Origin of the sequence: Pseudomonas sp. 14P_8.1_Bac3, assembly GCF_025466085.1 — a bacterium.
Classification (GTDB): Bacteria; Pseudomonadota; Gammaproteobacteria; order Pseudomonadales; family Pseudomonadaceae; genus Aquipseudomonas.
In genome coordinates this window covers 82,801-106,094 of sequence record NZ_JANLOD010000066.1, presented here as the reverse complement: position 1 = coordinate 106,094, position 23,294 = coordinate 82,801, and the positions used below count along the sequence as shown (strand labels likewise).

General features: G+C 59.9%; 28 protein-coding genes. 16 read left to right on the top strand and 12 right to left on the bottom strand.

Translation table 11 applies throughout. The annotated features are described in order from the left end of the window. Nucleotides 1-193 precede the first annotated feature (193 nt). Genes NTD84_RS21650 through NTD84_RS21640 form a run of 3 tightly spaced genes read left to right on the top strand, consistent with a single transcriptional unit; the run spans nucleotide 194 to nucleotide 2,172 of the window. On the top strand, nucleotides 194-625 hold the full coding sequence (locus NTD84_RS21650) for a hypothetical protein (protein WP_262169779.1): 432 nt from the start codon (nucleotides 194-196) through the stop codon (nucleotides 623-625). Between the two features lies 1 nt (nucleotide 626). Next, the gene (locus tag NTD84_RS21645) at nucleotides 627-1,238 is read left to right on the top strand and encodes a superoxide dismutase (RefSeq protein ID WP_262169776.1); all 612 of its coding nucleotides are present in this window, start codon (nucleotides 627-629) and stop codon (nucleotides 1,236-1,238) included. Between the two features lie 40 nt (nucleotides 1,239-1,278). Continuing rightward, nucleotides 1,279-2,172 carry a ZIP family metal transporter gene (locus NTD84_RS21640; RefSeq protein WP_262169774.1) on the top strand — a complete coding sequence of 298 codons (894 nt, stop codon included), beginning with the start codon at nucleotides 1,279-1,281 and terminating at the stop codon, nucleotides 2,170-2,172. A gap of 7 nt (nucleotides 2,173-2,179) precedes the next feature. Here NTD84_RS21640 and NTD84_RS21635 read toward each other — a convergent pair whose 3' ends face one another. The 10 genes from NTD84_RS21635 to NTD84_RS21590 all read right to left on the bottom strand — a co-directional run bounded on the left by NTD84_RS21635 (nucleotide 2,180) and on the right by NTD84_RS21590 (nucleotide 9,203). Continuing rightward, a complete protein-coding gene (locus NTD84_RS21635) occupies nucleotides 2,180-2,452 on the bottom strand; it encodes an HPr family phosphocarrier protein (protein WP_262169772.1) in 273 nt (90 codons plus the stop codon). A gap of 15 nt (nucleotides 2,453-2,467) precedes the next feature. Continuing rightward, complete coding sequence (gene rapZ, locus NTD84_RS21630) at nucleotides 2,468-3,325, bottom strand: RNase adapter RapZ (protein ID WP_150633253.1); 858 nt, start codon at nucleotides 3,323-3,325, stop codon at nucleotides 2,468-2,470. A gap of 2 nt (nucleotides 3,326-3,327) precedes the next feature. Continuing rightward, nucleotides 3,328-3,792 carry a PTS IIA-like nitrogen regulatory protein PtsN gene (gene ptsN / locus NTD84_RS21625; protein ID WP_262169767.1) on the bottom strand — a complete coding sequence of 155 codons (465 nt, stop codon included), beginning with the start codon at nucleotides 3,790-3,792 and terminating at the stop codon, nucleotides 3,328-3,330. A 12-nt stretch (nucleotides 3,793-3,804) separates the two neighbouring features. Next, a complete protein-coding gene (hpf, locus tag NTD84_RS21620) occupies nucleotides 3,805-4,113 on the bottom strand; it encodes a ribosome hibernation-promoting factor, HPF/YfiA family (RefSeq protein WP_007941242.1) in 309 nt (102 codons plus the stop codon). Between the two features lie 74 nt (nucleotides 4,114-4,187). Beyond that, nucleotides 4,188-5,681, bottom strand: coding sequence for an RNA polymerase factor sigma-54 (locus NTD84_RS21615; RefSeq protein ID WP_262169761.1), 1,494 nt, complete (start codon nucleotides 5,679-5,681; stop codon nucleotides 4,188-4,190). Between the two features lie 183 nt (nucleotides 5,682-5,864). Continuing rightward, on the bottom strand, nucleotides 5,865-6,590 hold the full coding sequence (gene lptB / locus NTD84_RS21610) for an LPS export ABC transporter ATP-binding protein (RefSeq protein ID WP_262169759.1): 726 nt from the start codon (nucleotides 6,588-6,590) through the stop codon (nucleotides 5,865-5,867). After that, the gene (gene lptA / locus NTD84_RS21605; RefSeq protein ID WP_262169757.1) at nucleotides 6,590-7,138 is read right to left on the bottom strand and encodes a lipopolysaccharide transport periplasmic protein LptA; all 549 of its coding nucleotides are present in this window, start codon (nucleotides 7,136-7,138) and stop codon (nucleotides 6,590-6,592) included. The genes lptB and lptA overlap by 1 nt, the downstream gene beginning before the upstream one ends. Next, nucleotides 7,125-7,697 (bottom strand): LPS export ABC transporter periplasmic protein LptC, encoded by a 573-nt coding sequence (lptC, locus tag NTD84_RS21600; RefSeq protein WP_262169754.1) that lies wholly within the window; start codon nucleotides 7,695-7,697, stop codon nucleotides 7,125-7,127. Before lptC ends, lptA begins: the two co-directional genes overlap by 14 nt. A 7-nt stretch (nucleotides 7,698-7,704) precedes the next feature. Then, nucleotides 7,705-8,229: a KdsC family phosphatase gene (locus NTD84_RS21595; RefSeq protein ID WP_262169751.1), complete on the bottom strand. Its 525-nt coding sequence runs from the start codon at nucleotides 8,227-8,229 to the stop codon at nucleotides 7,705-7,707. After that, the gene (locus NTD84_RS21590; protein ID WP_262169749.1) at nucleotides 8,229-9,203 is read right to left on the bottom strand and encodes a KpsF/GutQ family sugar-phosphate isomerase; all 975 of its coding nucleotides are present in this window, start codon (nucleotides 9,201-9,203) and stop codon (nucleotides 8,229-8,231) included. The genes NTD84_RS21595 and NTD84_RS21590 overlap by 1 nt, the downstream gene beginning before the upstream one ends. Before the next feature lie 275 nt (nucleotides 9,204-9,478). Here NTD84_RS21590 and NTD84_RS21585 point away from each other — a divergent pair, with 275 nt between their 5' ends. The 10 genes from NTD84_RS21585 to hisC all read left to right on the top strand — a co-directional run bounded on the left by NTD84_RS21585 (nucleotide 9,479) and on the right by hisC (nucleotide 17,452). Then, nucleotides 9,479-10,288 (top strand): ATP-binding cassette domain-containing protein, encoded by an 810-nt coding sequence (locus NTD84_RS21585; RefSeq protein ID WP_262169748.1) that lies wholly within the window; start codon nucleotides 9,479-9,481, stop codon nucleotides 10,286-10,288. Beyond that, nucleotides 10,288-11,085: a lipid asymmetry maintenance ABC transporter permease subunit MlaE gene (gene mlaE / locus NTD84_RS21580; protein WP_262169746.1), complete on the top strand. Its 798-nt coding sequence runs from the start codon at nucleotides 10,288-10,290 to the stop codon at nucleotides 11,083-11,085. The genes NTD84_RS21585 and mlaE overlap by 1 nt, the downstream gene beginning before the upstream one ends. After that, nucleotides 11,085-11,552 carry an outer membrane lipid asymmetry maintenance protein MlaD gene (gene mlaD / locus NTD84_RS21575; RefSeq protein ID WP_010463308.1) on the top strand — a complete coding sequence of 156 codons (468 nt, stop codon included), beginning with the start codon at nucleotides 11,085-11,087 and terminating at the stop codon, nucleotides 11,550-11,552. The genes mlaE and mlaD overlap by 1 nt, the downstream gene beginning before the upstream one ends. 10 nt (nucleotides 11,553-11,562) lie before the next feature. Continuing rightward, complete coding sequence (locus NTD84_RS21570) at nucleotides 11,563-12,219, top strand: phospholipid-binding protein MlaC (protein ID WP_262169742.1); 657 nt, start codon at nucleotides 11,563-11,565, stop codon at nucleotides 12,217-12,219. Next, entirely contained in the window at nucleotides 12,216-12,521 is a 306-nt protein-coding gene (locus tag NTD84_RS21565) for a lipid asymmetry maintenance protein MlaB (RefSeq protein WP_262169740.1), read from the top strand. Before NTD84_RS21570 ends, NTD84_RS21565 begins: the two co-directional genes overlap by 4 nt. A gap of 113 nt (nucleotides 12,522-12,634) precedes the next feature. Beyond that, entirely contained in the window at nucleotides 12,635-12,886 is a 252-nt protein-coding gene (locus tag NTD84_RS21560; protein WP_150582333.1) for a BolA family protein, read from the top strand. Nucleotides 12,887-12,908: 22 nt separating this feature from the next. Then, nucleotides 12,909-14,174: a UDP-N-acetylglucosamine 1-carboxyvinyltransferase gene (gene murA / locus NTD84_RS21555; protein ID WP_262169734.1), complete on the top strand. Its 1,266-nt coding sequence runs from the start codon at nucleotides 12,909-12,911 to the stop codon at nucleotides 14,172-14,174. Between the two features lie 125 nt (nucleotides 14,175-14,299). Then, complete coding sequence (gene hisG, locus NTD84_RS21550) at nucleotides 14,300-14,935, top strand: ATP phosphoribosyltransferase (RefSeq protein ID WP_007942738.1); 636 nt, start codon at nucleotides 14,300-14,302, stop codon at nucleotides 14,933-14,935. A 125-nt stretch (nucleotides 14,936-15,060) separates the two neighbouring features. After that, on the top strand, nucleotides 15,061-16,398 hold the full coding sequence (gene hisD / locus NTD84_RS21545) for a histidinol dehydrogenase (RefSeq protein WP_262169732.1): 1,338 nt from the start codon (nucleotides 15,061-15,063) through the stop codon (nucleotides 16,396-16,398). Nucleotide 16,399: 1 nt separating this feature from the next. Then, nucleotides 16,400-17,452 (top strand): histidinol-phosphate transaminase, encoded by a 1,053-nt coding sequence (gene hisC / locus NTD84_RS21540; protein WP_262169731.1) that lies wholly within the window; start codon nucleotides 16,400-16,402, stop codon nucleotides 17,450-17,452. A 110-nt stretch (nucleotides 17,453-17,562) separates the two neighbouring features. On the opposite strand, the gene NTD84_RS21535 is transcribed toward hisC, so the two are convergent. Together NTD84_RS21535 and algW are read right to left on the bottom strand one after the other, a co-directional pair. Further along, entirely contained in the window at nucleotides 17,563-17,961 is a 399-nt protein-coding gene (locus NTD84_RS21535; RefSeq protein ID WP_262169730.1) for a hypothetical protein, read from the bottom strand. 178 nt (nucleotides 17,962-18,139) lie between these two features. After that, nucleotides 18,140-19,300, bottom strand: a complete 1,161-nt coding sequence (gene algW, locus NTD84_RS21530; RefSeq protein WP_262169729.1) for a Do family serine endopeptidase AlgW — start codon at nucleotides 19,298-19,300, stop codon at nucleotides 18,140-18,142. A 102-nt stretch (nucleotides 19,301-19,402) separates the two neighbouring features. Here algW and NTD84_RS21525 point away from each other — a divergent pair, with 102 nt between their 5' ends. The 3 genes from NTD84_RS21525 (at nucleotide 19,403) to cysN (ending at nucleotide 23,265) form a co-directional block, all read left to right on the top strand. Continuing rightward, nucleotides 19,403-20,161: a Nif3-like dinuclear metal center hexameric protein gene (locus NTD84_RS21525; RefSeq protein ID WP_150710204.1), complete on the top strand. Its 759-nt coding sequence runs from the start codon at nucleotides 19,403-19,405 to the stop codon at nucleotides 20,159-20,161. A 278-nt stretch (nucleotides 20,162-20,439) separates the two neighbouring features. Further along, nucleotides 20,440-21,357 carry a sulfate adenylyltransferase subunit CysD gene (cysD, locus tag NTD84_RS21520; RefSeq protein ID WP_262169726.1) on the top strand — a complete coding sequence of 306 codons (918 nt, stop codon included), beginning with the start codon at nucleotides 20,440-20,442 and terminating at the stop codon, nucleotides 21,355-21,357. Nucleotides 21,358-21,366: 9 nt separating this feature from the next. Then, nucleotides 21,367-23,265 carry a sulfate adenylyltransferase subunit CysN gene (gene cysN / locus NTD84_RS21515; RefSeq protein WP_262169723.1) on the top strand — a complete coding sequence of 633 codons (1,899 nt, stop codon included), beginning with the start codon at nucleotides 21,367-21,369 and terminating at the stop codon, nucleotides 23,263-23,265. Nucleotides 23,266-23,294: the final 29 nt, after the last annotated feature.

Here is a 23,294-nt window from a genome sequence, read left to right as displayed (position 1 = left end):
ATTATCATATAATAATGAATCTCATTATCGGGCGAGCCCGGATCATGAGTGAAGGCTTATCAGCAAGGCCAGCCGGTCATCGATGTCGCTCTGAACACACCGACCTGACCCGTGGCCAACTGGAAGAATTACTCAATCCGGAAAGCTCACCGCGGGCGGTGTGTAAACATCATCAGCGCTTTGGAGGCTCATCATGGAGCACTGGAAACGCACGATCGAAAGGGCAAACCGCTGTTTCATGCTGGGCGAACTGGTGGATGCCCGCGAGGCTTACTTGCAGGCATTGGCCCTGGCCCAGGTGTTGTTCGAGCGCTGGCCGAATGCCGACGAGGCGGTGGCGGCCTGCGTGATTTCCCACCACAACCTGGCAGACCTGCATTTGCGTCTGAATCAGCCGGAGGAGAGTGCCGAGTACCTCTGCGCCATTCACCAGCGATTACTCAAGACCGTGCAGGATCTGCGACTGGCACCTGCGCTGCGTGAAGCCGCGCTGCGTCAGAACAGCAAAACCTACGTCGAACTGCTGAATTTCATCAGCGAACACGGCGAGTACCCGCGGACCCATCGTTTGTTGCACATCGATGCCGTGACGCCCCCTGCGCCTCTACACCATGGAGTCCACTGAAATGGCTTTTAGCTTGCCTGCCTTGCCGTACGCCTACGATGCCCTGGAACCGCACATCGATGCGCAGACCATGGAGATCCACTACACCAAGCACCACCAGACCTACATCAACAACCTCAACGCGGCCGTCGAAGGCACCGAATTTGCCGAATGGCCGGTAGAAAAGCTGGTCGCCGCCGTTCAGCAACTGCCGGAAAAACTTCGCGCAGCGGTGATCAACCAGGGGGGCGGGCATGCCAACCATTCGCTGTTCTGGGAAGTCATGGTGCCCAACGGCGGCGGCAATCCGGAAGGCGAGCTGGCCAAGGCGATCGATGAGCAGTTGGGCGGCCTCGACAGCTTCAAGGGAGCGTTCACTAAAGCCGCGCTGACCCGTTTCGGCAGCGGCTGGGCCTGGCTGAGCGTGACCCCGCAAAAGACTCTGGTCGTGGAAAGCAGCGGCAACCAGGACAGTCCGTTGATGAACGGCAATACGCCGATCCTCGGCCTCGACGTCTGGGAACACGCTTATTACCTGCAGTATCAAAACCGTCGCCCGGAATACATCAATGCGTTCTACAACGTGATCAATTGGCCCAAAGTCGCTGCGCGTTATCAGGCTGCACTGGTTTAAGGCCTGTTCAAGATTTCCATATAACGATCCAGGGCTGACGATGGGCACTGAAACACTGGCGATCGGAAGTGGACGGATGTTTCGTTACGCATTCGGGTCGCTGTTATTGCTGGCGGGAATGAGCTTGTTGGTCGCTCAGGGCCTGACGTGGCTGAACCTGGAGCCGAAGCTGCTGCGAGCGTTACAGGGTGGGGCGATCTGCGCGCTGGGTACGGCACTTGGCGCCGTGCCGGTGCTAGTGATTCGGCGCATGCCCCAAACAGTCAGCGATACGCTGCTCGGCTTCGGGGCCGGGGTGATGTTGGCGGCGACGGCGTTTTCGCTGATCGTACCGGGCATCACAGCGGCGCAAAGCCTGGGGCTGATGCCCTGGGCGGCCAGCGGCCTGATCAGCTTCGGCATGATGCTCGGTGCGTTCGGCTTGTTCCTGGTGGACCGAAAGGTGTCTGGCGCGTCGCCGGAAATGCTGGTTGGCACGCAGGAACGGCCGGTCATTCCGCCACGGATCTGGATGTTCGTGTTCGCCATCATTGCCCACAACATTCCCGAAGGCATGGCGGTGGGCGTCTCGGCGGGCGGCGGCATGCCCGACGCCGACACCCTGGCCATGGGCATCGCCTTGCAGGATGTGCCGGAAGGGCTGGTGATTGCCTTGGTACTGACCGGGGCAGGAATGTCGCGGGTCAAGGCCTTCCTGATCGGTGCGGCGTCAGGCCTGGTCGAGCCGGTTTTTGCGTTGTTATGCGCCTGGCTGGTGAGCCTGGCTGAATTGCTCTTGCCGTTGGGCCTGGCATTGGCGGCGGGTGCCATGCTGCTGGTGGTGACTCATGAAGTCATCCCCGAGTCGCGCCGCAATGGTCACGACAAGCTGGCCAGTCTTGGGCTGTTGATCGGGTTTTGCTTGATGATGGTGATGGATACTGCGCTCGCCTAGGCGAGCGTCATTCGCCTTCGTCGAAGTAGTTGTTGATCAACGCCACCAGCGCATCCAGCGCTTCCTGCTCCTGCTCACCTTCCGTGCTCAGGTGGATTTTGGTGCCCTTGCCCGCAGCGAGCATCATCATGGCCATGATGCTTTTGCCGTCGACCATGGACTCAGGTGTGCGTCCGGCGCGGATCTGGCAAGGGAATTGACCCGCTACGCCGACGAATTTGGCGGAAGCGCGGGCATGCAGGCCCAGCTTGTTGATGATTTCGATTTCCAGAGCAGGCATCGCGATGTGAATCCTTTAGCTGAGGTCGCGGTGGCGGACCTGGACGTTCTTCAGGGATTTTTGCAGGACCTGGCCCAGACGTTCGGTCAGGTAGACGGAGCGGTGATGCCCGCCGGTGCAACCAATGGCAATGGTGACATAAGCCCGGTTGCTCGCGGCAAAGCGCGGTAACCATTTGAGCAGGTACGTGGAAATGTCCTGGAACATCTCTTCGACGTCCGGCTGTGCCGCCAGGTATTCGGCTACCGGTTGGTCAAGCCCGGATTGCTCGCGCAGCTCGGGCTTCCAGTAGGGGTTGGGCAGACAGCGCACGTCGAACACCAGGTCGGCGTCCACCGGCATGCCACGCTTGAACCCGAAAGACTCCACCAGAAACGCCGTACCCGGTTCCGGCTGGTTCAGCAGGCGCAGCTTGATGGTATCGCGCAGCTGATACAGGTTCAGGTTGGTGGTGTTGACCTTGAGGTCTGCAAGGTCGGCAATCGGCCCGAGCAAGTTGGTTTCGTCGTTGATCGCCTCGGCCAGCGAGCGATTGGCACTGCTCAGCGGGTGGCGGCGGCGGGTTTCCGAAAAACGTTTGAGCAGGGTTTCTTCATCGGCATCCAGATACAGCACATCGCACTGGATATGCCGGCTGCGGACTTCTTCGAGCAATTCGGGAAACCGGGACAGATGGCTCGGCAGGTTGCGCGCGTCGATGGAGACGGCAACCAGCGGCTGCGCCAGTTCGGTATGAATCAGTGCGCGTTCGGCCAGTTCCGGCAGCAACCCCGCAGGCAGGTTATCGATGCAGTAATAGCCGTTGTCCTCGAGTACATCGAGCGCGGTACTTTTACCTGAGCCGGAGCGGCCACTGACGATGATCAAACGCATGATTAGTGGCCGTTTTGCTCGTCCAGGACAACCTGATACAAGGCTTCATTGCTTGGGGCGCCACGCAGGCGATCGCGGACGTCCTTGCGATCAAGCATGCTGGCGATCTGGCGAAGCAATTCAAGGTGCGCATCGGTAGCGGCTTCCGGGACCAGTAGAACGAATAGCAGGTCAACCGGCGCGCCGTCGATGGCGTCAAAATCGATGGGAGCATCCAGGTGCATCAAGGCACTGATAGGCAAGGTGCAACCTTTGAGCCGACAGTGAGGAATGGCGATGCCGTTACCAAAACCGGTCGAACCAAGTTTTTCACGGGCAATCAGAGCCTCGAAGACATCTTGCATCTCCAGATCCGGCACTTCGCGGTGGATAAGGTTGGCAATTTGTTCGAGGGCTTTCTTTTTGCTGCCGCCCGGCACGTTCACGAGGGAACGGCCGGGGGTCAGGATGCTTTCAAGTCGGATCATGGGTTGGGAGTGTTAACGACCGGTGGCGCCCTGGAGGAGGCTTTGGGTCTTTTCCTTATGCTTTTTGAGTTGTTTATCCAGCTTGTCGGTCAGTGCGTCGATCGCCGCGTACATATCGGTATGTTCCGCGTTGGCGACGACTTCATTGCCGGGAATATGCAGTGTGGCTTCGATTTTCTGCTTAAGCTTTTCGACCGTCATCGTGACCTGCACGTTGGTGATCTTGTCGAAATGCCGCTCTAATCGTTCGAGTTTTTCGCCGATGTAGGTGCGAAGAGGTTCGGTCACTTCCAGTTGGTGTCCACTGATGTTGACTTGCATACAGCTTCTCCTTCGTTGCCAGTGCATAAAGCGGCAGGCAGAAATGCCTGCCACTGGAACGCTGTGGCGTGGCTCTACATCAACCGCTTGCGTTCGCTCGAAGGCGCGATCCCGAGGGATTCGCGGTACTTGGCGACGGTGCGGCGAGCCACCTGAATGCCTTGTGCCTCCAGTAAACCAGCGATCTTGCTGTCACTCAACGGCTTTTTCTGATTTTCCGCGGCAACCAGTTTTTTGATGATCGCGCGGATCGCCGTGGACGAGCATTCGCCGCCTTCGGAGGTACTGACGTGGCTGGAGAAAAAGTATTTCAGCTCATATATGCCCCGAGGGGTATGCATGAATTTTTGCGTGGTCACCCGGGAAATCGTCGATTCGTGCATGCCTACCGCTTCAGCGATGTCATGCAGCACCAATGGTTTCATCGCTTCGTCGCCATACTCCAGAAAACCGCGCTGATGCTCGACGATCTGGGTGGCTACTTTCATCAGGGTTTCGTTGCGGCTTTGCAGGCTCTTGATAAACCAGCGAGCTTCCTGCAACTGGTTGCGCATGAAGGTGTTGTCGGCGCTGGTGTCGGCGCGCCGCACGAAACCGGCGTACTGGGCGTTGACCCGCAGCCGCGGCACCGACTCCTGATTGAGTTCCACCAGCCAGCGTTCATTGTCCTTGCGCACGATCACGTCGGGAACCACGTATTCGGCTTCGCTGGACTCGATTTGCGAGCCCGGGCGCGGGTTGAGGCTCTGCACCAGTTCGATCACCTGGCGCAGTTCATCTTCCTTGAGCTTCATGCGGCGCATCAACTGGCTATAGTCGCGGCTGCCCAGCAGATCAATGTAATCGGTGACCAGGCGTTTGGCCTCGGCCAGCCAAGGCGTCTTGGCGGGCAGTTGGCGCAATTGCAGCAGCAGGCATTCGCCGAGGTTGCGGGCGCCGATGCCGGCCGGTTCGAATTGCTGGATGCGGTGCAGGACGGCTTCGATCTCGTCGAGCTCGATGTCCAGTTCCGGATCGAACGCCTCGAGGATTTCCTCGAGGGTTTCGTCGAGGTAGCCCTGATTGTTGATGCAATCGATCAGGGTTACGGCGATCAGGCGATCAGTGTCGGACATCGGCGCCAGGTTCAGCTGCCACAGCAGGTGGCTTTGCAGGCTTTCACCGGCCGATGTCCGGGTGGTGAAATCCCACTCGTCGTCATCGTTGCTCGGCAGGCTGCTGGCGCTGGTCTGGTAAACGTCTTCCCAAGCGGTGTCGACGGGCAGTTCGTTGGGAATGCGCTCGTTCCAGTCACCTTCCTCAAGATTATCCACCGTCGGGGCGGTTTCCTGATAGGACGGTTCCGAAACGTCGGCGTTGGGTTGCTGTTCGGCTTTGTCGGCCAGGGGGTCGGTGTTATCGAAGTCGTCGCCTTCTTCCTGGCGTTCGAGCATCGGATTGGACTCCAGGGCCTCCTGGATTTCCTGTTGCAGGTCCAGGGTCGACAATTGGAGCAGGCGGATGGCCTGTTGCAGCTGCGGTGTCATCGTCAGCTGCTGGCCCATTCTCAAGACTAGCGATGGTTTCATGGCAGGGGCTTAACACCTTATTCGCCGGCGCACATGCGCCATCCACTACAGGGCGCCGAAGCGCCAAACTTAAGCAAATTATATGCCCGATACTGCAGCGTTTGCCTAGAGCGCTGTAACAATAAAAAAATGTTGATTTTTTATCGAGAAAAGCGCTCGGGCAATCAGCCAGACACTCACTGCTTACAGGCGGAACTCGTGGCCCAGGTACACTTCCTTGACCAGGTCGTTGGCCAGGATGGTGGCCGAGTCGCCTTCAGCGATCAGCTGGCCATCGTTGACGATGTAGGCGGTTTCGCAGATATCCAGGGTTTCACGGACGTTGTGGTCGGTGATCAACACGCCAATGCCCTTCGCCTTGAGGTGGTAGATGATCTGTTTGATGTCGCCGACCGAAATCGGGTCCACACCGGCGAACGGTTCGTCGAGGAGGATGAATTTCGGACTGGTCGCCAGTGCCCGGGCGATTTCCACACGGCGGCGTTCACCACCTGACAGGCTCATGCCGAGGTTGTCGCGAATGTGACTGATGTGGAATTCCTGGAGCAGGCTTTCCAGCTCTTTGCGGCGGCCGGCCTTGTCGAGTTCCTTGCGGGTCTCGAGGATCGCCATGATGTTGTCGGCCACCGACAGTTTGCGGAAGATCGACGCTTCCTGCGGAAGATAGCCGATACCGGCCTTTGCACGACCGTGCATCGGCTGGTGGCTGACGTCCAGATCGTCGATCAGGACGCGACCCTGATCGGCCTGAACCAGGCCGACGATCATGTAGAAGCAGGTGGTTTTACCGGCGCCGTTAGGGCCGAGCAAGCCGACGATCTGACCGCTGTCGATGGACAGGCTGACGTCGCGCACGACCTGGCGGCTCTTGTAGCTCTTGGCCAGGTGCTGAGCTTTCAGAGTTGCCATTACTGGGCCTTTTGCTCGTCGGTTTTCTTTTTCGGCTGGATCACCATGTCGATGCGCGGACGCGACTCGGTGACCTTGGCGCCCGTCGCGCGACCGGCGGTGGCGAGCTTTTTATTGGTGTCGTAGACGATTTTCTCGCCTTGGGTGACGTTACCGTCCTTATCGACAACCTTGGCGCGATCGATCAGTACGACGCGGTCTTGCGAGGCGTGATACTGGATGGTGACGCCCCAGCCTTGAACCGGCTTGGTATCGCCCGCGGTTTGCAGTTGTTCGAAATAGGCCAGGTTGCCCACCGAAGTCACCACGTCGATATCGCCGGTCTGGGTCCGGGTCATGGTCACTTTGTTGCCGGTGACCTTCATCGAGCCCTGGGTAATGATCACATCGCCGGTATAAGTGGCAATGCCATTCTTGTCGTCCAGTTGGGCATCGTCGGCCTGGATGCGGATAGGCTGCTGTTGATCGTTCGGCAGAGCCCAGGCGCTCACGCTTCCCAGTGCTGCGCTCAGACCGAGCAAAATAGGGAGAGTTTTAACGAGCCTCATACTGTCCTCTTACGTTCGATAGCAGGTGTATCCTGCTTTCTTTCAAATAAGCCTTCATTCCCTTGCCAGTCGAGACACCACCAGCGCCGTCGATTCTAACGGGTTGATCGGTCTGCGCATATTGCTGCTGCGGGAACACTGTCATGCGGGTGCTGGTGATCAGGGTGTCGCGGTTCTTCTCGTCGGTACGCTTCACGCGGACGTTGTCGATCAGCTCGACTTCGGTGCCGCCGGGATTTACCTCACCGCGCTCGCTGGTGACGTGCCACGGGAATTCGGTGCCGCGGAACATGTTGAGGTCCGGCTTGGTGACCAGCGTGACATCCGTCGCTTTCAAATGCTCGGCTTTGTCAGATGTCATTTCGTATTGCAGCTTGCCGTCTTCAAGGTACTGGAACGTGTGCGTGTTGGTCGCGTACCAGTCGATCTTGGTCTCGTCGACCTTGGCCACCGGCTTGTCGAGGAAGCGTTCCGGGCTGATGTTCCAGTAACCGACCGCCGCAAAAATAGCGGCGATGCTACCGAACACCAGAACATTGCGAAATTTCTTGCTCAGCATAGTTGGCTCACAGGTACGCGGCGTGGGCCGCATCGAGGCGGCCCTGGGCGCGCAGGATCAATTCGCAGAATTCGCGAGCGGCACCCTCGCCACCACGGGCCTGGGTGATGCCGTGAGCGTGTTCGCGCACGAAGCTGGCGGCATTGGCCACCGCCATGCCCAGGCCGACGCGGCGAATCACCGGCAGGTCAGGCAGGTCGTCGCCGAGGTAGGCGACGTGCTCATAGCTTAGGTGGAGTTGGGCGAGCAGTGCGTCCAGCACCACCAGTTTATCTTCGCGACCCTGATAAACGTAGGGAATGCCGAGGTTCTTCGCTCGACGGTCGACCACCGGGGTGTCGCGGCCGCTGATGATAGCCGTCTGCACGCCGGCTGCCATCAACATCTTTATGCCCTGGCCGTCCAGGGTATTGAAACTCTTGAATTCGCTGCCGTCTTCGAGGAAGTTCAGGCGCCCGTCGGTCAGGACGCCGTCGACGTCGAATACGGCCAGTTTGATCAGTTTGCCGCGTTGCAACAGGTCAGTGCTCATTACATTACTCCCGCACGCAGCAAGTCGTGCATGTTCAAGGCGCCAACCGGACGGTCTTCGCTGTCGACCACGACCAGTGCGCTGATTTTGTTGTCTTCCATGATTTTCAACGCTTCGGCGGCGAGCATTTCGGCGCGGGCGGTCTTGCCGTGGGCGGTCATCACTTCGTCGATGGTGACCTGATGAATGTCGATGGAGCGGTCCAGGGAGCGGCGCAAATCGCCGTCGGTAAAGATCCCGGCGAGCTTGCCGTCGGCTTCCATGATCACGGTCATGCCCAGGCCCTTGCGGGTCATTTCCATCAGCGCGTCCTTGAGCAGGGTGCCGCGCTGAACTTGCGGCAATTCCTGCCCCGCGTGCATGACGTTTTCCACTTTCAACAGCAGGCGTCGGCCCAGCGCGCCACCGGGGTGCGAGAACGCGAAGTCCTCAGCAGTGAAGCCACGGGCTTCGAGCAGTGCTACGGCCAGGGCGTCGCCCATGACCAGGGCGGCGGTGGTCGACGACGTCGGCGCCAGGTTCAGCGGGCAGGCTTCGTGTTCGACGTGCACATTGAGATTGACCTCGGCCGCCTTGGCCAGCGGTGAATCGGGGTTGCCGGTCACGCTGATCAGCTGGATGCCCAGGCGTTTGATCAGCGGCAGCAGGGTGACGATTTCATTAGTGGAACCGGAGTTCGACAAGGCCAGGATGATGTCGTCGCGGGTGATCATGCCCATGTCGCCGTGGCTGGCTTCGGCCGGGTGCACGAAGAACGCCGTGGTGCCGGTGCTGGCCAGGGTGGCGGCAATCTTGTTGCCGATGTGCCCCGATTTGCCCATGCCGACCACGACCACGCGGCCTTTGCTGGCCAGAATCATCTCGCAAGCGCGTACGAAATCTGCGTCGATATGGGGCAGCAAGCCTTGGACGGCTTCCAGTTCGAGGCGGATGGTGCGTTGTGCTGATTGAATCAGGTCGCTGGATTGGCTCATGTCAGAAATCGTATAGCCTGATGAAAAGGCGGCGATTATAGCGGTAATGATCAAAACCCTCACGAAAGTTCGTCGTGCTTTGTCATTCACTGGGACTGATTACCTTCAAATGAAGCTTTTTACTGCACGTGTCGTTGAACATGGGCCGGCTTGGGCCTTGGGCGCTTGGCCTTTGCAGTGATATAGTTCGCCGCCAGTTCGGCCCGCCCGGGAGGTATGTGCTTTCGTCAGAAAGACAGGCGTCCGAGTGAGAGGCTGCATCGCAAGGAGTTTAGATGAGTGCCGATAACGCCTACGCGGTCGAGCTGAAGGGACTGACCTTCAAGCGCGGTGCGCGCAGCATTTTCAATAACGTCGATATCCGTATTCCACGCGGCAAGGTCACCGGCATCATGGGACCTTCCGGGTGTGGCAAGACCACGCTGTTACGTTTGATGGGCGCCCAGTTGCGTCCGACCAAGGGTGAAGTCTGGGTCAACGGTCAGAACCTGCCGAAACTGTCGCGCAGCGATCTGTTCGATGCGCGCAAGCATATGGGCGTGCTGTTTCAGAGCGGCGCGCTGTTTACCGATCTCGACGTGTTCGAGAACGTCGCCTTTCCGCTACGGGTTCATACCGAGCTTCCGGAAGAAATGATCCGGGACATCGTGCTGCTCAAGCTGCAGGCCGTGGGCCTGCGTGGCGCCATCGACCTGATGCCCGAGGAACTGTCCGGCGGCATGAAGCGCCGAGTCGCGCTGGCTCGGGCGATTGCCCTCGATCCGCAGATCCTCATGTACGACGAACCCTTCGTCGGCCAGGACCCGATCGCCATGGGCGTATTGGTGCGCCTGATCCGTCTGCTCAACGATGCCCTGGGCATCACCAGCATCGTGGTCTCCCACGACCTGGCCGAGACCGCGAGCATCGCTGACTACATTTATGTCGTTGGCGAAGGCAAGGTGCTGGGGCAGGGCACGCCTGAAGAGCTGATGAACTCGCAAGAGCCGCGGATTCGCCAATTCATGACCGGCGAACCCGATGGCCCGGTCGCATACCACTTTCCAGCGACGGATTACCGCGCAGATCTTCTGGGGAAGCGTTGATGCGCAAGATTTCACTCATAGAACGCGTGCGCCGCTTCGGCCACGCCGCCATCGACGTGCTGGCGGTGTTCGGTCGTTCAACGATTTTCCTGTTCCATGCCTTGCTGGGGCGCGGCGGCATTGGCGGCGGTTTCGGCCTGCTGATCAAGCAATTGCATTCGGTGGGCGTGATGTCCCTGGTGATCATCGTGGTCTCCGGGGTATTCATAGGCATGGTGCTGGCGTTGCAAGGGTTCAACATCCTGTCCAGCTATGGTTCGGAACAGGCGGTCGGGCAGATGGTCGCCCTGACCCTGCTGCGCGAGCTCGGTCCCGTGGTCACGGCCTTGTTGTTCGCCGGCCGTGCCGGTTCGGCCCTGACGGCGGAAATCGGCAACATGAAATCCACCGAGCAGTTGTCCAGTCTCGAAATGATTGGCGTCGACCCGCTCAAGTACATCGTTGCCCCGCGCCTGTGGGCCGGCTTCATTTCCCTGCCGGTGCTGGCAATGATTTTCAGCGTGGTGGGTATCTGGGGCGGTTCGTGGGTGGCCGTTGACTGGCTGGGTGTGTATGAAGGTTCCTACTGGGCCAACATGCAAAACAGCGTGACGTTCACTGACGATGTGCTCAACGGCATCATCAAAAGTATCGTCTTCGCCTTTGTCGTGACCTGGATCGCCGTATTCCAAGGCTATGACTGCGAGCCCACGTCCGAGGGGATCAGTCGTGCCACTACCAAGACCGTGGTGTATGCCTCGTTGGCTGTACTCGGCCTGGACTTTATTCTGACCGCCTTGATGTTTGGAGATTTCTGATGCAAAACCGCACCCTGGAAATCGGTGTCGGCCTTTTCCTGCTCGCTGGCATCCTGGCTTTGCTGTTGCTGGCGTTGCGGGTAAGTGGCCTGTCCCCGAGCGCAACCACCGATACGTATAAACTTTATGCCTATTTCGACAATATCGCCGGTTTGACGGTCAGAGCTAAAGTGACCATGGCCGGTGTGACGATCGGCAAGGTCACGGCGATCGATCTGGACCGCGACAGCTTCACCGGTCGGGTGACGATGCAACTGGAAAAGCGCGTAGATAATCTGCCGACTGACTCCACTGCATCTATTCTGACGGCTGGCTTGTTGGGCGAGAAGTACATCGGTATCAGCGTGGGCGGCGAAGAAGGCTTGCTCAAGGATGGCGGGACCATCCACGACACCCAGTCGTCGCTGGTGCTCGAGGACCTGATCGGTAAATTCCTGCTCAATACCGTTAGCAAAGACGCTAAATGAGGAGTTTTGAATGATCTCTACCTTGCGACGTGGCCTGTTGGTATTACTCGCGGCCCTGCCGTTGATGGCTAACGCCGTGGCGGCGCCTTCCGCGCACGATCTGGTACAGGACACCACCAGCCGTTTGTTGGCCGACCTGTCGGCCAACAAAGAAAAGTACAAGCAGGACCCGAATGACTTCTATGCGGCGCTGAACACCATCGTCGGCCCTGTGGTGGATGCCGAGGGCATTTCCAAGAGCATCATGACGGTCAAGTATTCCCGTAAAGCCACGCCGGCGCAGATGAAGACCTTCGAAGAGAACTTCAAGAAGGGTCTGTTCCAGTTCTATGGCAACGCCTTGCTCGAGTACAACAATCAAGGGATTGTCGTCGATCCTGCCAAGGACGAGTCGGGCGACCGCACCAGCGTTGGCATGACGGTCAAGGGCAGCAATGGCGCGATCTATCCTGTTTCCTACACACTGGAAAAGATCCAGGGTGAGTGGAAGCTGCGCAACGTGATCATCAATGGCATCAACATCGGCAAGCTGTTCCGCGATCAGTTCGCTGATGCGATGCAGCGCAATGGCAACGACCTGGACAAGACCATCAACGGTTGGGCCGGTGAAGTCGCCAAGGCCAAGGAAGCCAGCGAGAAGCAAGCTCCCGAGAAGCAAGCCCAATGAGTGTTTCGGCCATTCGCATGAGCGAGTCCGGCGAGTTGATGCTCAGCGGCATGCTGGACTATCTGACCGGTCCTGGCCTGCGCAAGCAGGGCCAGGCACTGATCAAGGCCAGCAAGGCCCCCGCCTTGGTGGTGGATTGTTCGGCAGTATTGAAGTCCAGCAGTGTCGGCTTGTCGCTGCTGCTGTGTTTCATGCGCGATGCCCAGGAAGCCGGCAAGCCGCTGAGCATCCGGGCAATGCCTGAAGACATGCGCGAAATCGCTCAGGTCAGCGAACTGACCGAGCTGTTGGCGCATCCCTAACCACATCTATAAGGAAGCCCCCCGTCAGAGTCCTGCTTCGCGGGGTTCGCAGGCGCGGGGCTTTTTTGTATGATGTCCGACCCGCGCGCACAGGGCGCCGATTGAGGTTGAGCATGCAGGCCACCGAAGTAAAGAGCTTCCTTGAAGGAAAGCTGTCCGAATCTCTTTCACACGTGCAGGTGGAAGTTGAAGGCGAAGGCTGCAATTTCCAGCTGAACGTGATTAGCGATGAACTGGCGGCGTTGAGCCCGGTGAAGCGTCAGCAGCAGGTCTATGCCCATTTGAACCCATGGATCACCGATGGCAGCATCCACGCGGTCACTATGAAATTTTTCAGCAGCGCGGCCTGGGCCGAGCGCACCTGAGCCCAAGGGCGTCGAGATTCTTATGGATAAATTGATTATTACCGGTGGCGCTCGTCTTGATGGCGAGATCCGCATTTCCGGGGCAAAGAACTCTGCCCTGCCGATCCTGGCGGCCACCTTGCTGTGCGATGGCCCGGTCACGGTTGCCAACCTGCCGCACCTGCACGACATCACCACCATGATCGAGCTGTTCGGTCGCATGGGCATCGAGCCGGTGATCGACGAGAAGCTCAGCGTCGAAATCGACCCGCGCACCATCAAGACCCTGATCGCCCCGTACGAACTGGTCAAGACCATGCGTGCGTCGATCCTGGTCCTGGGCCCGATGGTTGCCCGTTTCGGTGAAGCCGAAGTGGCACTGCCTGGCGGTTGCGCCATCGGTTCGCGTCCGGTGGACCTGCACATCCGTGGTCTTGAAGCCATGGGCGCGGTCATCGACGTCGAAGGCGGCTACATCAAGGCCAAGGCGCCAGAGGGCGGCCTGCGCGGTGCGCACTTCTTCTTCGACACCGTCAGCGTGACCGGCACCGAGAACATCATGATGGCCGCCGCCCTGGCCAAGGGCCGCAGCGTTCTGGCCAACGCCGCGCGCGAGCCTGAAGTCATCGACCTGGCGAACTTCCTGATCGCCATGGGCGCCAAGATCACTGGCGCCGGCACCGACACCATCACCATCGATGGCGTCGAGCGCCTGCACCCGACCACCTACAAAGTGATGCCTGACCGTATCGAAACCGGGACTTACCTGGTGGCTGCTGCCGTCACCGGCGGTCGCGTGAAGGTCAAGGATACGGATCCGACCATCCTCGAAGCCGTTCTGGAAAAACTCCGTGAAGCCGGCGCTGAAATCACCTCGGGTGATGACTGGATCGAGCTGAACATGCACGGCAAGCGGCCAAAAGCCGTCAACGTGCGGACCGCTCCATACCCGGCGTTCCCGACCGACATGCAAGCGCAGTTCATCTCGCTCAACGCTATTGCCGAAGGCACCGGCGCGGTGATCGAGACGATCTTTGAAAACCGCTTCATGCACGTCTACGAACTGCACCGTATGGGCGCCAAGATCCAGGTCGAGGGCAACACCGCCATCGTCACCGGCACCGAGAAGCTCAAAGGCGCGCCCGTCATGGCCACCGACCTGCGTGCATCGGCCAGTCTGGTGATCTCGGCACTGATCGCTGAAGGCGACACCCTGATCGACCGCATCTACCACATCGACCGTGGTTACGAGTGTATCGAAGAGAAGCTGCAGATGCTCGGCGCCAAGATCCGCCGCGTACCGGGCTAGTTTCTGCTGCATGGACACAGGGACGTGTCCGTTGAATTGTTCAGTCGAGCCGGTTTCCGGCTCGATGTGTGTCCGGCGCCGATTGCGACCTGGCATGAGTACCTTGATAAGGACTGACGTTTCCCATGTTGACCATCGCACTGTCCAAGGGCCGCATCCTTGACGACACCCTGCCGCTTCTGGCTGAAGCGGGCATCGTGCCGACCGAGAATCCGGACAAGAGCCGCAAGCTGATCATCCCCACGACCCAGCCTGACGTACGTCTGCTGATCGTGCGCGCCACCGACGTGCCGACCTACGTCGAGCATGGTGCCGCTGACCTGGGCGTCGCCGGTAAAGACGTGCTGATGGAGTACGGCGGCCAGGGTTTGTACGAGCCTCTGGATTTGCGCATTGCCCTCTGCAAGCTGATGACCGCTGGCCGTGTCGGCGATGTCGAGCCCAAGGGCCGTTTGCGCGTGGCGACCAAGTTCGTCAACGTTGCCAAGCGTTACTACGCCGAACAGGGCCGTCAGGTCGACATCATCAAGCTCTACGGCTCGATGGAGCTGGCGCCGCTGATCGGTCTGGCGGACAAGATCATCGACGTGGTCGACACCGGCAACACCCTGCGCGCCAATGGCCTGGAGCCCCAGGATTTCATTGCCGACATCAGCTCCCGGCTGATCGTCAATAAAGCTTCAATGAAAATGCAGCACGCCCGTATCCAGGCGTTGATCGACACCCTGCGCAAGGCAGTGGAGTCTCGACACCGCGGCTGATTCACCTGCGCGACCTTGAGTCGCGCCGTCTATCCGCCTCATAGCCAGAATTCTCAGGTGCCCAAGCGGATCGAATGTTAGCTTCGGGCGCCTGAGTTTTTTGCCATTCCTATGAGGCTCTCGCTATGACCGCACCGACTGCAATTCGCCGACTCAACGCTGCTGACCCGGATTTCGCGCATCATCTGGATCATCTGCTGAGCTGGGAAAGTGTGTCTGACGACTCGGTCAATCAGCGCGTGCTGGACATCATCAAGGCCGTGCGCGAGCGCGGTGATGCGGCGCTGGTGGAATTCACCCGGCAGTTCGACGGCCTGGACGTGGCGTCCATGGCAGACTTGATCCTGCCGCGCGAGCGCCTGGAACTGGCCCTGACCCGCATCACCGTGCCCCAGCGTGAAGCGCTGGAAAAAGCCGCGGCCCGGGTGCGTAGCTACCACGAAAAGCAAAAGCAGGATTCCTGGAGCTACACCGAAGCCGACGGCACCGTGCTGGGCCAGAAGGTCACGCCGCTGGATCGCGCCGGTCTCTACGTGCCGGGCGGCAAGGCGTCGTACCCGTCCTCGGTGTTGATGAACGCGATTCCGGCCAAGGTTGCCGGCGTGACCGAAGTGGTGATGGTGGTGCCGACCCCACGCGGTGAAATCAACGAACTGGTGCTGGCCGCCGCGTGCATCGCTGGCGTCGACCGCGTGTTCACCATCGGCGGTGCACAAGCCGTTGCCGCGCTGGCCTACGGCACCGAAAGCGTGCCGAAAGTCGACAAGGTGGTCGGGCCGGGCAACATCTACGTCGCCACCGCCAAGCGCCACGTCTTCGGTCAGGTCGGTATCGACATGATCGCCGGTCCGTCGGAAATCCTCGTGGTCTGCGACGGCAAGACCGATCCGGACTGGATCGCAATGGACCTGTTCTCCCAGGCCGAGCACGACGAAGACGCCCAGGCGATTCTGGTCAGCCCGGACGCGGAATTCCTCGATCAAGTTGCCGCGAGCATCGCTAAATTGCTGCCGACCATGGAGCGCGCTGAAATCATCGAGACTTCGATCAACGGCCGTGGTGCGTTGATTCAGGTTCGCGACATGGAGCAAGCCATCGAAGTGGCCAACCGCATTGCGCCGGAACACCTGGAGTTGTCGGTCGCTGACCCGCAAGCCTGGCTGCCGCAGATCCGCCACGCGGGTGCGATCTTCATGGGCCGTCACACCTCGGAAGCCTTGGGCGACTACTGCGCCGGCCCGAATCACGTATTGCCGACATCCGGCACCGCGCGCTTCTCGTCGCCGTTGGGTGTGTACGACTTCCAGAAACGCTCGTCGATCATCTTCTGCTCCGAGCAGGGAGCGTCGGAATTGGGCAAAACCGCTTCCGTGCTGGCCCGCGGCGAGTCGCTGACCGCCCACGCCCGCAGCGCTGAATACCGCATCGTTGACGAAGACTTTCCACAAGGGCAGGGGAACTGAAATGAGTAAATTCTGGAGCCCGTTCGTCAAGAACCTGGTGCCCTATGTGCCGGGCGAGCAGCCGAAACTGGCGAAACTGGTGAAACTCAACACCAACGAAAACCCCTACGGTCCGTCGCCCAAGGCCTTGGCGGCGATGCAGACCGAGCTGAACGACAACCTGCGTCTGTACCCGGACCCGAACAGTGATCTGCTGAAAAACGCCGTCGCCAGGTACTACGGCGTGCAGAGCAATCAGGTGTTCCTCGGCAACGGTTCGGACGAAGTCCTGGCGCACATCTTCCACGGTTTGCTGCAGCACGATAAACCGCTGCTGTTTCCGGACATCAGCTACAGCTTCTACCCGGTTTATTGCGGGTTGTATGGCATCACGTTCGACGCGGTGCCGCTGGACGAACAGTTCCGGATCAACCCGGCAGACTATGCCAAGCCGAACGGCGGGATCATTTTCCCCAACCCGAACGCGCCGACCGGTTGCCTGCTGGCGCTGGACGCGGTTGAGCAGATCCTCAAGGCCAGCCCGGATTCGGTCGTCGTCGTGGACGAGGCGTACATCGACTTCGGTGGCGAGACGGCGATTACGTTGGTCGACCGTTATCCGAATTTGCTGGTCACCCAGACCTTGTCCAAGTCCCGCTCACTGGCGGGCCTGCGGGTCGGATTGGCGGTCGGGCATCCGGACTTGATTGAAGCGCTGGAGCGGATCAAGAACAGCTTCAACTCCTATCCGCTGGATCGCCTGGCGAATGTCGGTGCGGCGGCGGCTTTCGACGATCGCGAGTACTTCGACAAGACCTGCCGGTTGGTCATCGAACATCGTGAGAAGGTGGTCGGGCAGTTGCAGACGAAGGGCTTCGACGTGCTGCCGTCGGCGGCGAACTTCATCTTCGCGCGGCACCCACAGCATGATGCGGCAGGGCTGGCGGCGAAGTTGCGCGAGCAGGGAGTGATCGTCCGCCACTTCAAGCAGGAACGGATTGCGCAGTTCCTGCGGATTTCGATTGGCACGCCGGAGCAGAACCAGGCGCTGATCGACGGGTTGGGTGATTTGTAATCTCTCGCACGGTATGAAGCTTCTGCGCCACGGCGAAGCTTCATATCGGTTGGAGCGGTCTGTATGGCGTGATCGATGCTGATCTGACCTCGGTGGCGCGCCGGGGAAATTTACAGATTGCTCTTGAGTGAAAACCTGGCTTCGGCGGTCGTGCCATCGTCCAGGGTCGCCGAGAACGTGCCGTCGAGCTCTCTCGCCAGGTCCTTGGTCGACATACTCATGGTCGCGCTGGTCACCATCCTCAATGATCCCTTGTGCATGATGCTCCAAAGCATCGGGTACGGCCCTGAGGCCGCTTTGGGATAAGCGACGTTGAAGTGTCCATCGACCGGCAGCCCGGCAGGCGTGCTGAATGCGATGAAGTTCTGCGGATTCTCTTCGGCGACAATGATCGTCCCGTTGTTGGAATAGAGGTAGTGGACTTTGTTGATGGACAGTTTGGTGTTATCTGAAAACTTGACGCTGACATGTCCGGAAGCCAGTCCGATGCTCGGGTCATAACTCTTCATGACGGTTAATTCCTTTTTGGCGTGAGTGCTGTGCAGGCGCCAGGAAAGATTAAGCGTCAACTTTTTCGGTGGGTACTGTCACAAGTGACAGTCTTTTATATCGTTTCGAAATCAGCGTTCGCAGATCGCAACGTGTAGGAGCGAGCAAGCCCGCTCCCACAGGGATCCGTGTTGGCGGTTACTCTTCTTCTTTCTCTTTGACCGGTGCCGGAGGCGGACGCAGGCCGATTTCCGCGGTCAGCTTCAGCTCCTTGCCATTGCGCATCACCTGGATCGTGACTTTGTCGGTCGGCTTGATCCGCGCGACCTGGTTCATCGAGCGGCGGCCATCGCCGGCCGGTTCGCCATCGATGGCGAGAATCACGTCACCCAGTTGCAGGCCGGCTTTCTGCGCCGGGCCGTCACGGAAAATCCCCGCGACCACAATGCCCGGACGCCCCGACAGACCGAACGATTCTGCCAGTTCCTGGGTCAACGGCTGCACTTCGATCCCGAGCCAGCCACGAATCACCTGGCCGTGTTCGATGATCGACTTCATCACTTCCATCGCCAGTTTGACCGGGATCGCAAAACCGATGCCTTGCGAGCCGCCGGACTTGGAGAAGATCGCCGTGTTGATGCCGGTCAGGTTGCCATTGGCGTCCACCAGCGCACCGCCGGAGTTGCCCGGGTTGATCGCGGCGTCGGTCTGGATGAAGTCTTCGTAGTTGTTCAGTCCGAGCTGGTTACGACCGGTGGCGCTGATGATGCCCATGGTCACGGTCTGGCCGACGCCGAACGGGTTGCCGATGGCCAGGGCCACGTCGCCGATGCGGATGTTGTCCGAACGGCCGACGGTGATGGCCGGCAGGTTCTTCAGATCGATTTTCAGCACGGCGAGGTCGGTTTCCGGGTCGCTGCCGATCACCCGGGCCAGGGTTTCACGACCATCCTTGAGGGCCACGACAATCTGGTCGGCGCCGCTGGTCACATGGTTGTTGGTCAGCAGGTAACCTTCCGGGCTCATGATCACGCCGGAGCCGAGGCTCGATTCCATGCGCTTTTGCTTGGGCGAGTTGTCGCCGAAGAAACGACGGAACTGCGGGTCTTCGAACAGCGGATGGTTCGGTTTGTTTATGACCTTGGTGGTGTACAGGTTCACCACCGACGGCGCGGCGGTGGTCACGGCGTCGGCGTAGGACACCGGCCCCTGTTGCACGGTGGTGGTTTGCGGGGCTTGCTGCAGGTTGACGTCGAGGCTCGGGAGCCCGACCCATTCCGGGTAACGCTGGATAATCAACAGAGCGATAAGCACGCCGGCCAACAGCGGCCAGCCGGAAAAACGCAGCGCCTTGAGCATTAAGCACGTCCTGAGAGGTTGCAGGCGGTATGAGACCGCCCATAATGTCGCGCATTATACGAGGCCGCGCGCGCCTCTGAACGGGATATTTAGGAGTCTTTTATGGCCGTCGCCCTGAGCACCCTGGTCGAAGAAGCCGACCGTTATCTGAACAGTGCCAAGATTGCCGATTATTGCCCCAACGGATTACAGGTCGAAGGTCGGCCGCAGGTGATGCGCATCGTCAGTGGCGTCACCGCCAGTCAGGCGTTGCTGGATGCCGCGGTCGAAGCTCAGGCCGATCTGGTGCTGGTGCATCACGGTTATTTCTGGAAAGGCGAGAACCCGTGCATCACCGGCATGAAGCAGCGCCGCTTGAAGACCTTGCTCAAGCACGACATCAGCCTGCTGTCCTATCACCTGCCGCTGGACCTGCACCCGGACGTCGGCAACAACGTGCAGCTGGCGCGTCAGTTGGACATCACCGTCGAAGGCCCGCTCGATCCGGATAACCTGAAAGTGGTGGGCCTGGTCGGCTCGCTGAACGAACCGGTGACTCCGCGGGATTTCGCCCGGCGCGTGCAGGAAGTCATGGGCCGCGAGCCGCTGCTGATCGAAGGTAGTGAGATGATTCGCCGCGTCGGCTGGTGCACCGGTGGTGGCCAGGGTTACATCGACCAGGCGGTGCTGGCCGGGGTCGATCTGTACCTCAGCGGTGAAGCCTCGGAGCAGACCTTCCACAGCGCCCGGGAGAACGACATCAGCTTCATCGCTGCCGGCCATCACGCCACCGAGCGTTACGGCGTGCAGGCGCTGGGCGATTACCTGGCCCGGCGATTCGCCCTCGAACACATCTTCATCGATTGCCCCAACCCCATCTGACCCCGCCGCAATTCCTTGTGGGAGCGAGCCTGCTCCGGGCGGCGTTCCGACGATGGTCGTCAACGATAACGCTTGTAACCTGATGCCCCGCGGTGCTCCATCCTCTATCGCGAGCAGGCTCGCTCCCACAGGGAGGGGCCTCAGGGCCCAAACAGGCAGGCATATTCATATACCCTTTCGATCTAGCAGGCGTCCTGATTAGAAGAGGTCGCTGTGCTAGGATTCCCCGCTCGAACACGGCCCGCTGGCCGTCCATAAGATCGTTTTCGTGAGTAGCCATGGTCGACAAACTGACGCATCTGAAACAGCTGGAGGCCGAAAGCATCCACATCATCCGCGAGGTCGCCGCCGAGTTCGACAACCCGGTGATGCTGTACTCCATCGGTAAAGACTCCGCCGTGATGCTTCACCTGGCACGCAAGGCCTTTTTTCCCGGCAAGCTGCCGTTCCCGGTGATGCACGTCGACACTCGCTGGAAATTCCAGGAGATGTACAAGTTCCGCGACAAGATGGTGGCGGACCTGGGCCTGGACCTGATCACCCACATCAACCCCGATGGCGTGGCGCAGAACATCAACCCGTTCACCCACGGCAGCGCCAAGCACACCGACATCATGAAGACCGAAGGCCTGAAACAGGCCCTGGACAAGTACGGTTTCGACGCCGCGTTCGGTGGTGCCCGCCGCGATGAAGAGAAATCCCGCGCCAAGGAGCGCGTGTACTCGTTCCGCGACAGCAAGCACCGCTGGGACCCGAAGAACCAGCGCCCAGAACTGTGGAACGTCTACAACGGCAAGGTCAACAAGGGCGAGTCGATCCGCGTGTTCCCGTTGTCGAACTGGACCGAGCTGGACATCTGGCAGTACATCTACCTCGAAGGCATCCCGATCGTGCCGCTGTACTTCGCCGCCGAGCGTGAAGTCATCGAGAAGAACGGCACCCTGATCATGATCGACGACGAGCGCATCCTCGAACACCTGAGCGATGAAGACAAAGCCCGCATCGTCAAAAAGAAAGTGCGTTTTCGTACCCTTGGCTGCTACCCGTTGACGGGCGCGGTGGAGTCCGAGGCCGAAAGCCTCACGGACATCATTCAGGAAATGCTCCTGACGCGAACTTCCGAGCGCCAGGGCCGTGTCATCGACCACGATGGCGCAGGCTCGATGGAAGACAAAAAACGTCAAGGTTATTTCTAAGGGGCTGTCATGTCGCATCAATCTGATTTGATCAGCGAGGACATCCTCGCCTACCTGGGCCAGCACGAACGTAAAGAGCTGCTGCGCTTTTTGACCTGCGGTAACGTCGACGACGGCAAGAGCACCCTGATCGGGCGATTGCTGCACGACTCCAAGATGATCTACGAAGATCACCTTGAAGCGATCACCCGCGACTCGAAAAAAGTCGGCACCACCGGCGAAGACATCGATCTGGCCCTGCTGGTCGACGGCCTGCAGGCCGAGCGTGAGCAAGGCATCACCATCGATGTCGCCTACCGCTACTTCTCCACCGCCAAGCGCAAATTCATCATTGCCGACACCCCCGGCCATGAGCAGTACACCCGCAACATGGCCACCGGTGCATCCACCTGTGACCTGGCGATCATCCTGGTCGATGCCCGCTACGGCGTGCAGACCCAGACCCGTCGCCACAGCTTCATCGCCTCTTTGCTGGGCATCAAGCACATCGTCGTCGCCATCAACAAGATGGACCTCAAGGACTTCGACCAGGGCGTGTTCGAGTCGATCAAGGCCGACTACCTGCAGTTCGCCGAAGGCCTGAAGCTCAAGCCTACCAGCATGCATTTCGTGCCGATGTCGGCCCTCAAGGGCGACAACGTGGTGAACAAGTCCGAGCGCTCGCCGTGGTACACCGGCCAGTCGCTGATGGAAATTCTCGAGACCGTGGAAGTGGCGGGCGATCGCAACTTCACCGACCTGCGTTTCCCGGTGCAGTACGTCAACCGGCCGAACCTGAACTTCCGCGGTTTCGCCGGCACCCTGGCCAGCGGCATCGTCAAGAAGGGTGACGAAGTCGTGGTCCTGCCATCGCGCAAGAGCAGCCGCGTGAAATCCATCGTTACCTTCGAAGGTGAGCTGGAACACGCCGGTCCCGGTCAGGCGGTGACGTTGACCATGGAAGACGAGATCGACATCTCCCGTGGCGACCTGCTGGTTCACGCCGACAACGTGCCGCCGGTGACCGACAGCTTCGAAGCGATGCTGGTGTGGATGGCTGAAGAGCCGATGCTGCCGGGCAAGAAATACGACATCAAGCGCGCCACCAGTTACGTGCCGGGCTCCATCGCCAGCATCGTCAACAAGGTGGATGTGAACACCCTGGAAGAGGGCCCCGCCAGCGCGTTGCAGTTGAACGAGATCGGCAAGGTCAAGATCGCGCTCGACGCGCCGATTGCCCTCGACGGTTACGACAGCAACCGCACCACCGGCGCGTTCATCGTCATCGACCGCTTGACCAACGGCACCGTGGGCGCGGGCATGATCGTCGCGCAACCGCTGGCGCATGGCACCAGCACTCACCACGGCAAACTGGCGCACGTCGCCACCGAAGAACGCGCCCAGCGCTTCGGCCAGCAGCCGGCTACCGTGTTGTTCAGCGGCTTGTCGGGCGCCGGCAAAAGCACCTTGGCCTATGCAGTTGAACGCAAGCTGTTCGACATGGGCCGCGCGGTGTTCGTCCTTGACGGCCAGAACCTGCGTCACGACCTGAACAAAGGTCTGCCGCAGGATCGCGCCGGGCGCACCGAGAACTGGCGCCGTGCCGCACACGTGGCGCGTCAGTTCAACGAAGCCGGTCTGCTGACACTGGCAGCGTTCGTTGCGCCAAGTGCCGAAGGTCGCCTGCAGGCCAAGGATTTGATCGGCAAAGAGCGTCTGCTGACGGTCTACGTCCAGGCCTCGCCGGCGGTCTGTGCAGAGCGTGATCCGCAAGGCCTGTACGCAGCGGCCGGGGATAACATCCCGGGCGAATCCTTCCCGTACGACGTGCCGCTGGATGCCGATCTGGTGATCGACACCCAGTCCCTGTCGCTGGAAGACGGCGTGAAGCAAGTGCTGGATCTGCTGCGCCAGCGCGGCGCGATCTAAGCGCCAGCCGCTAAATAAAAACCCGCCGA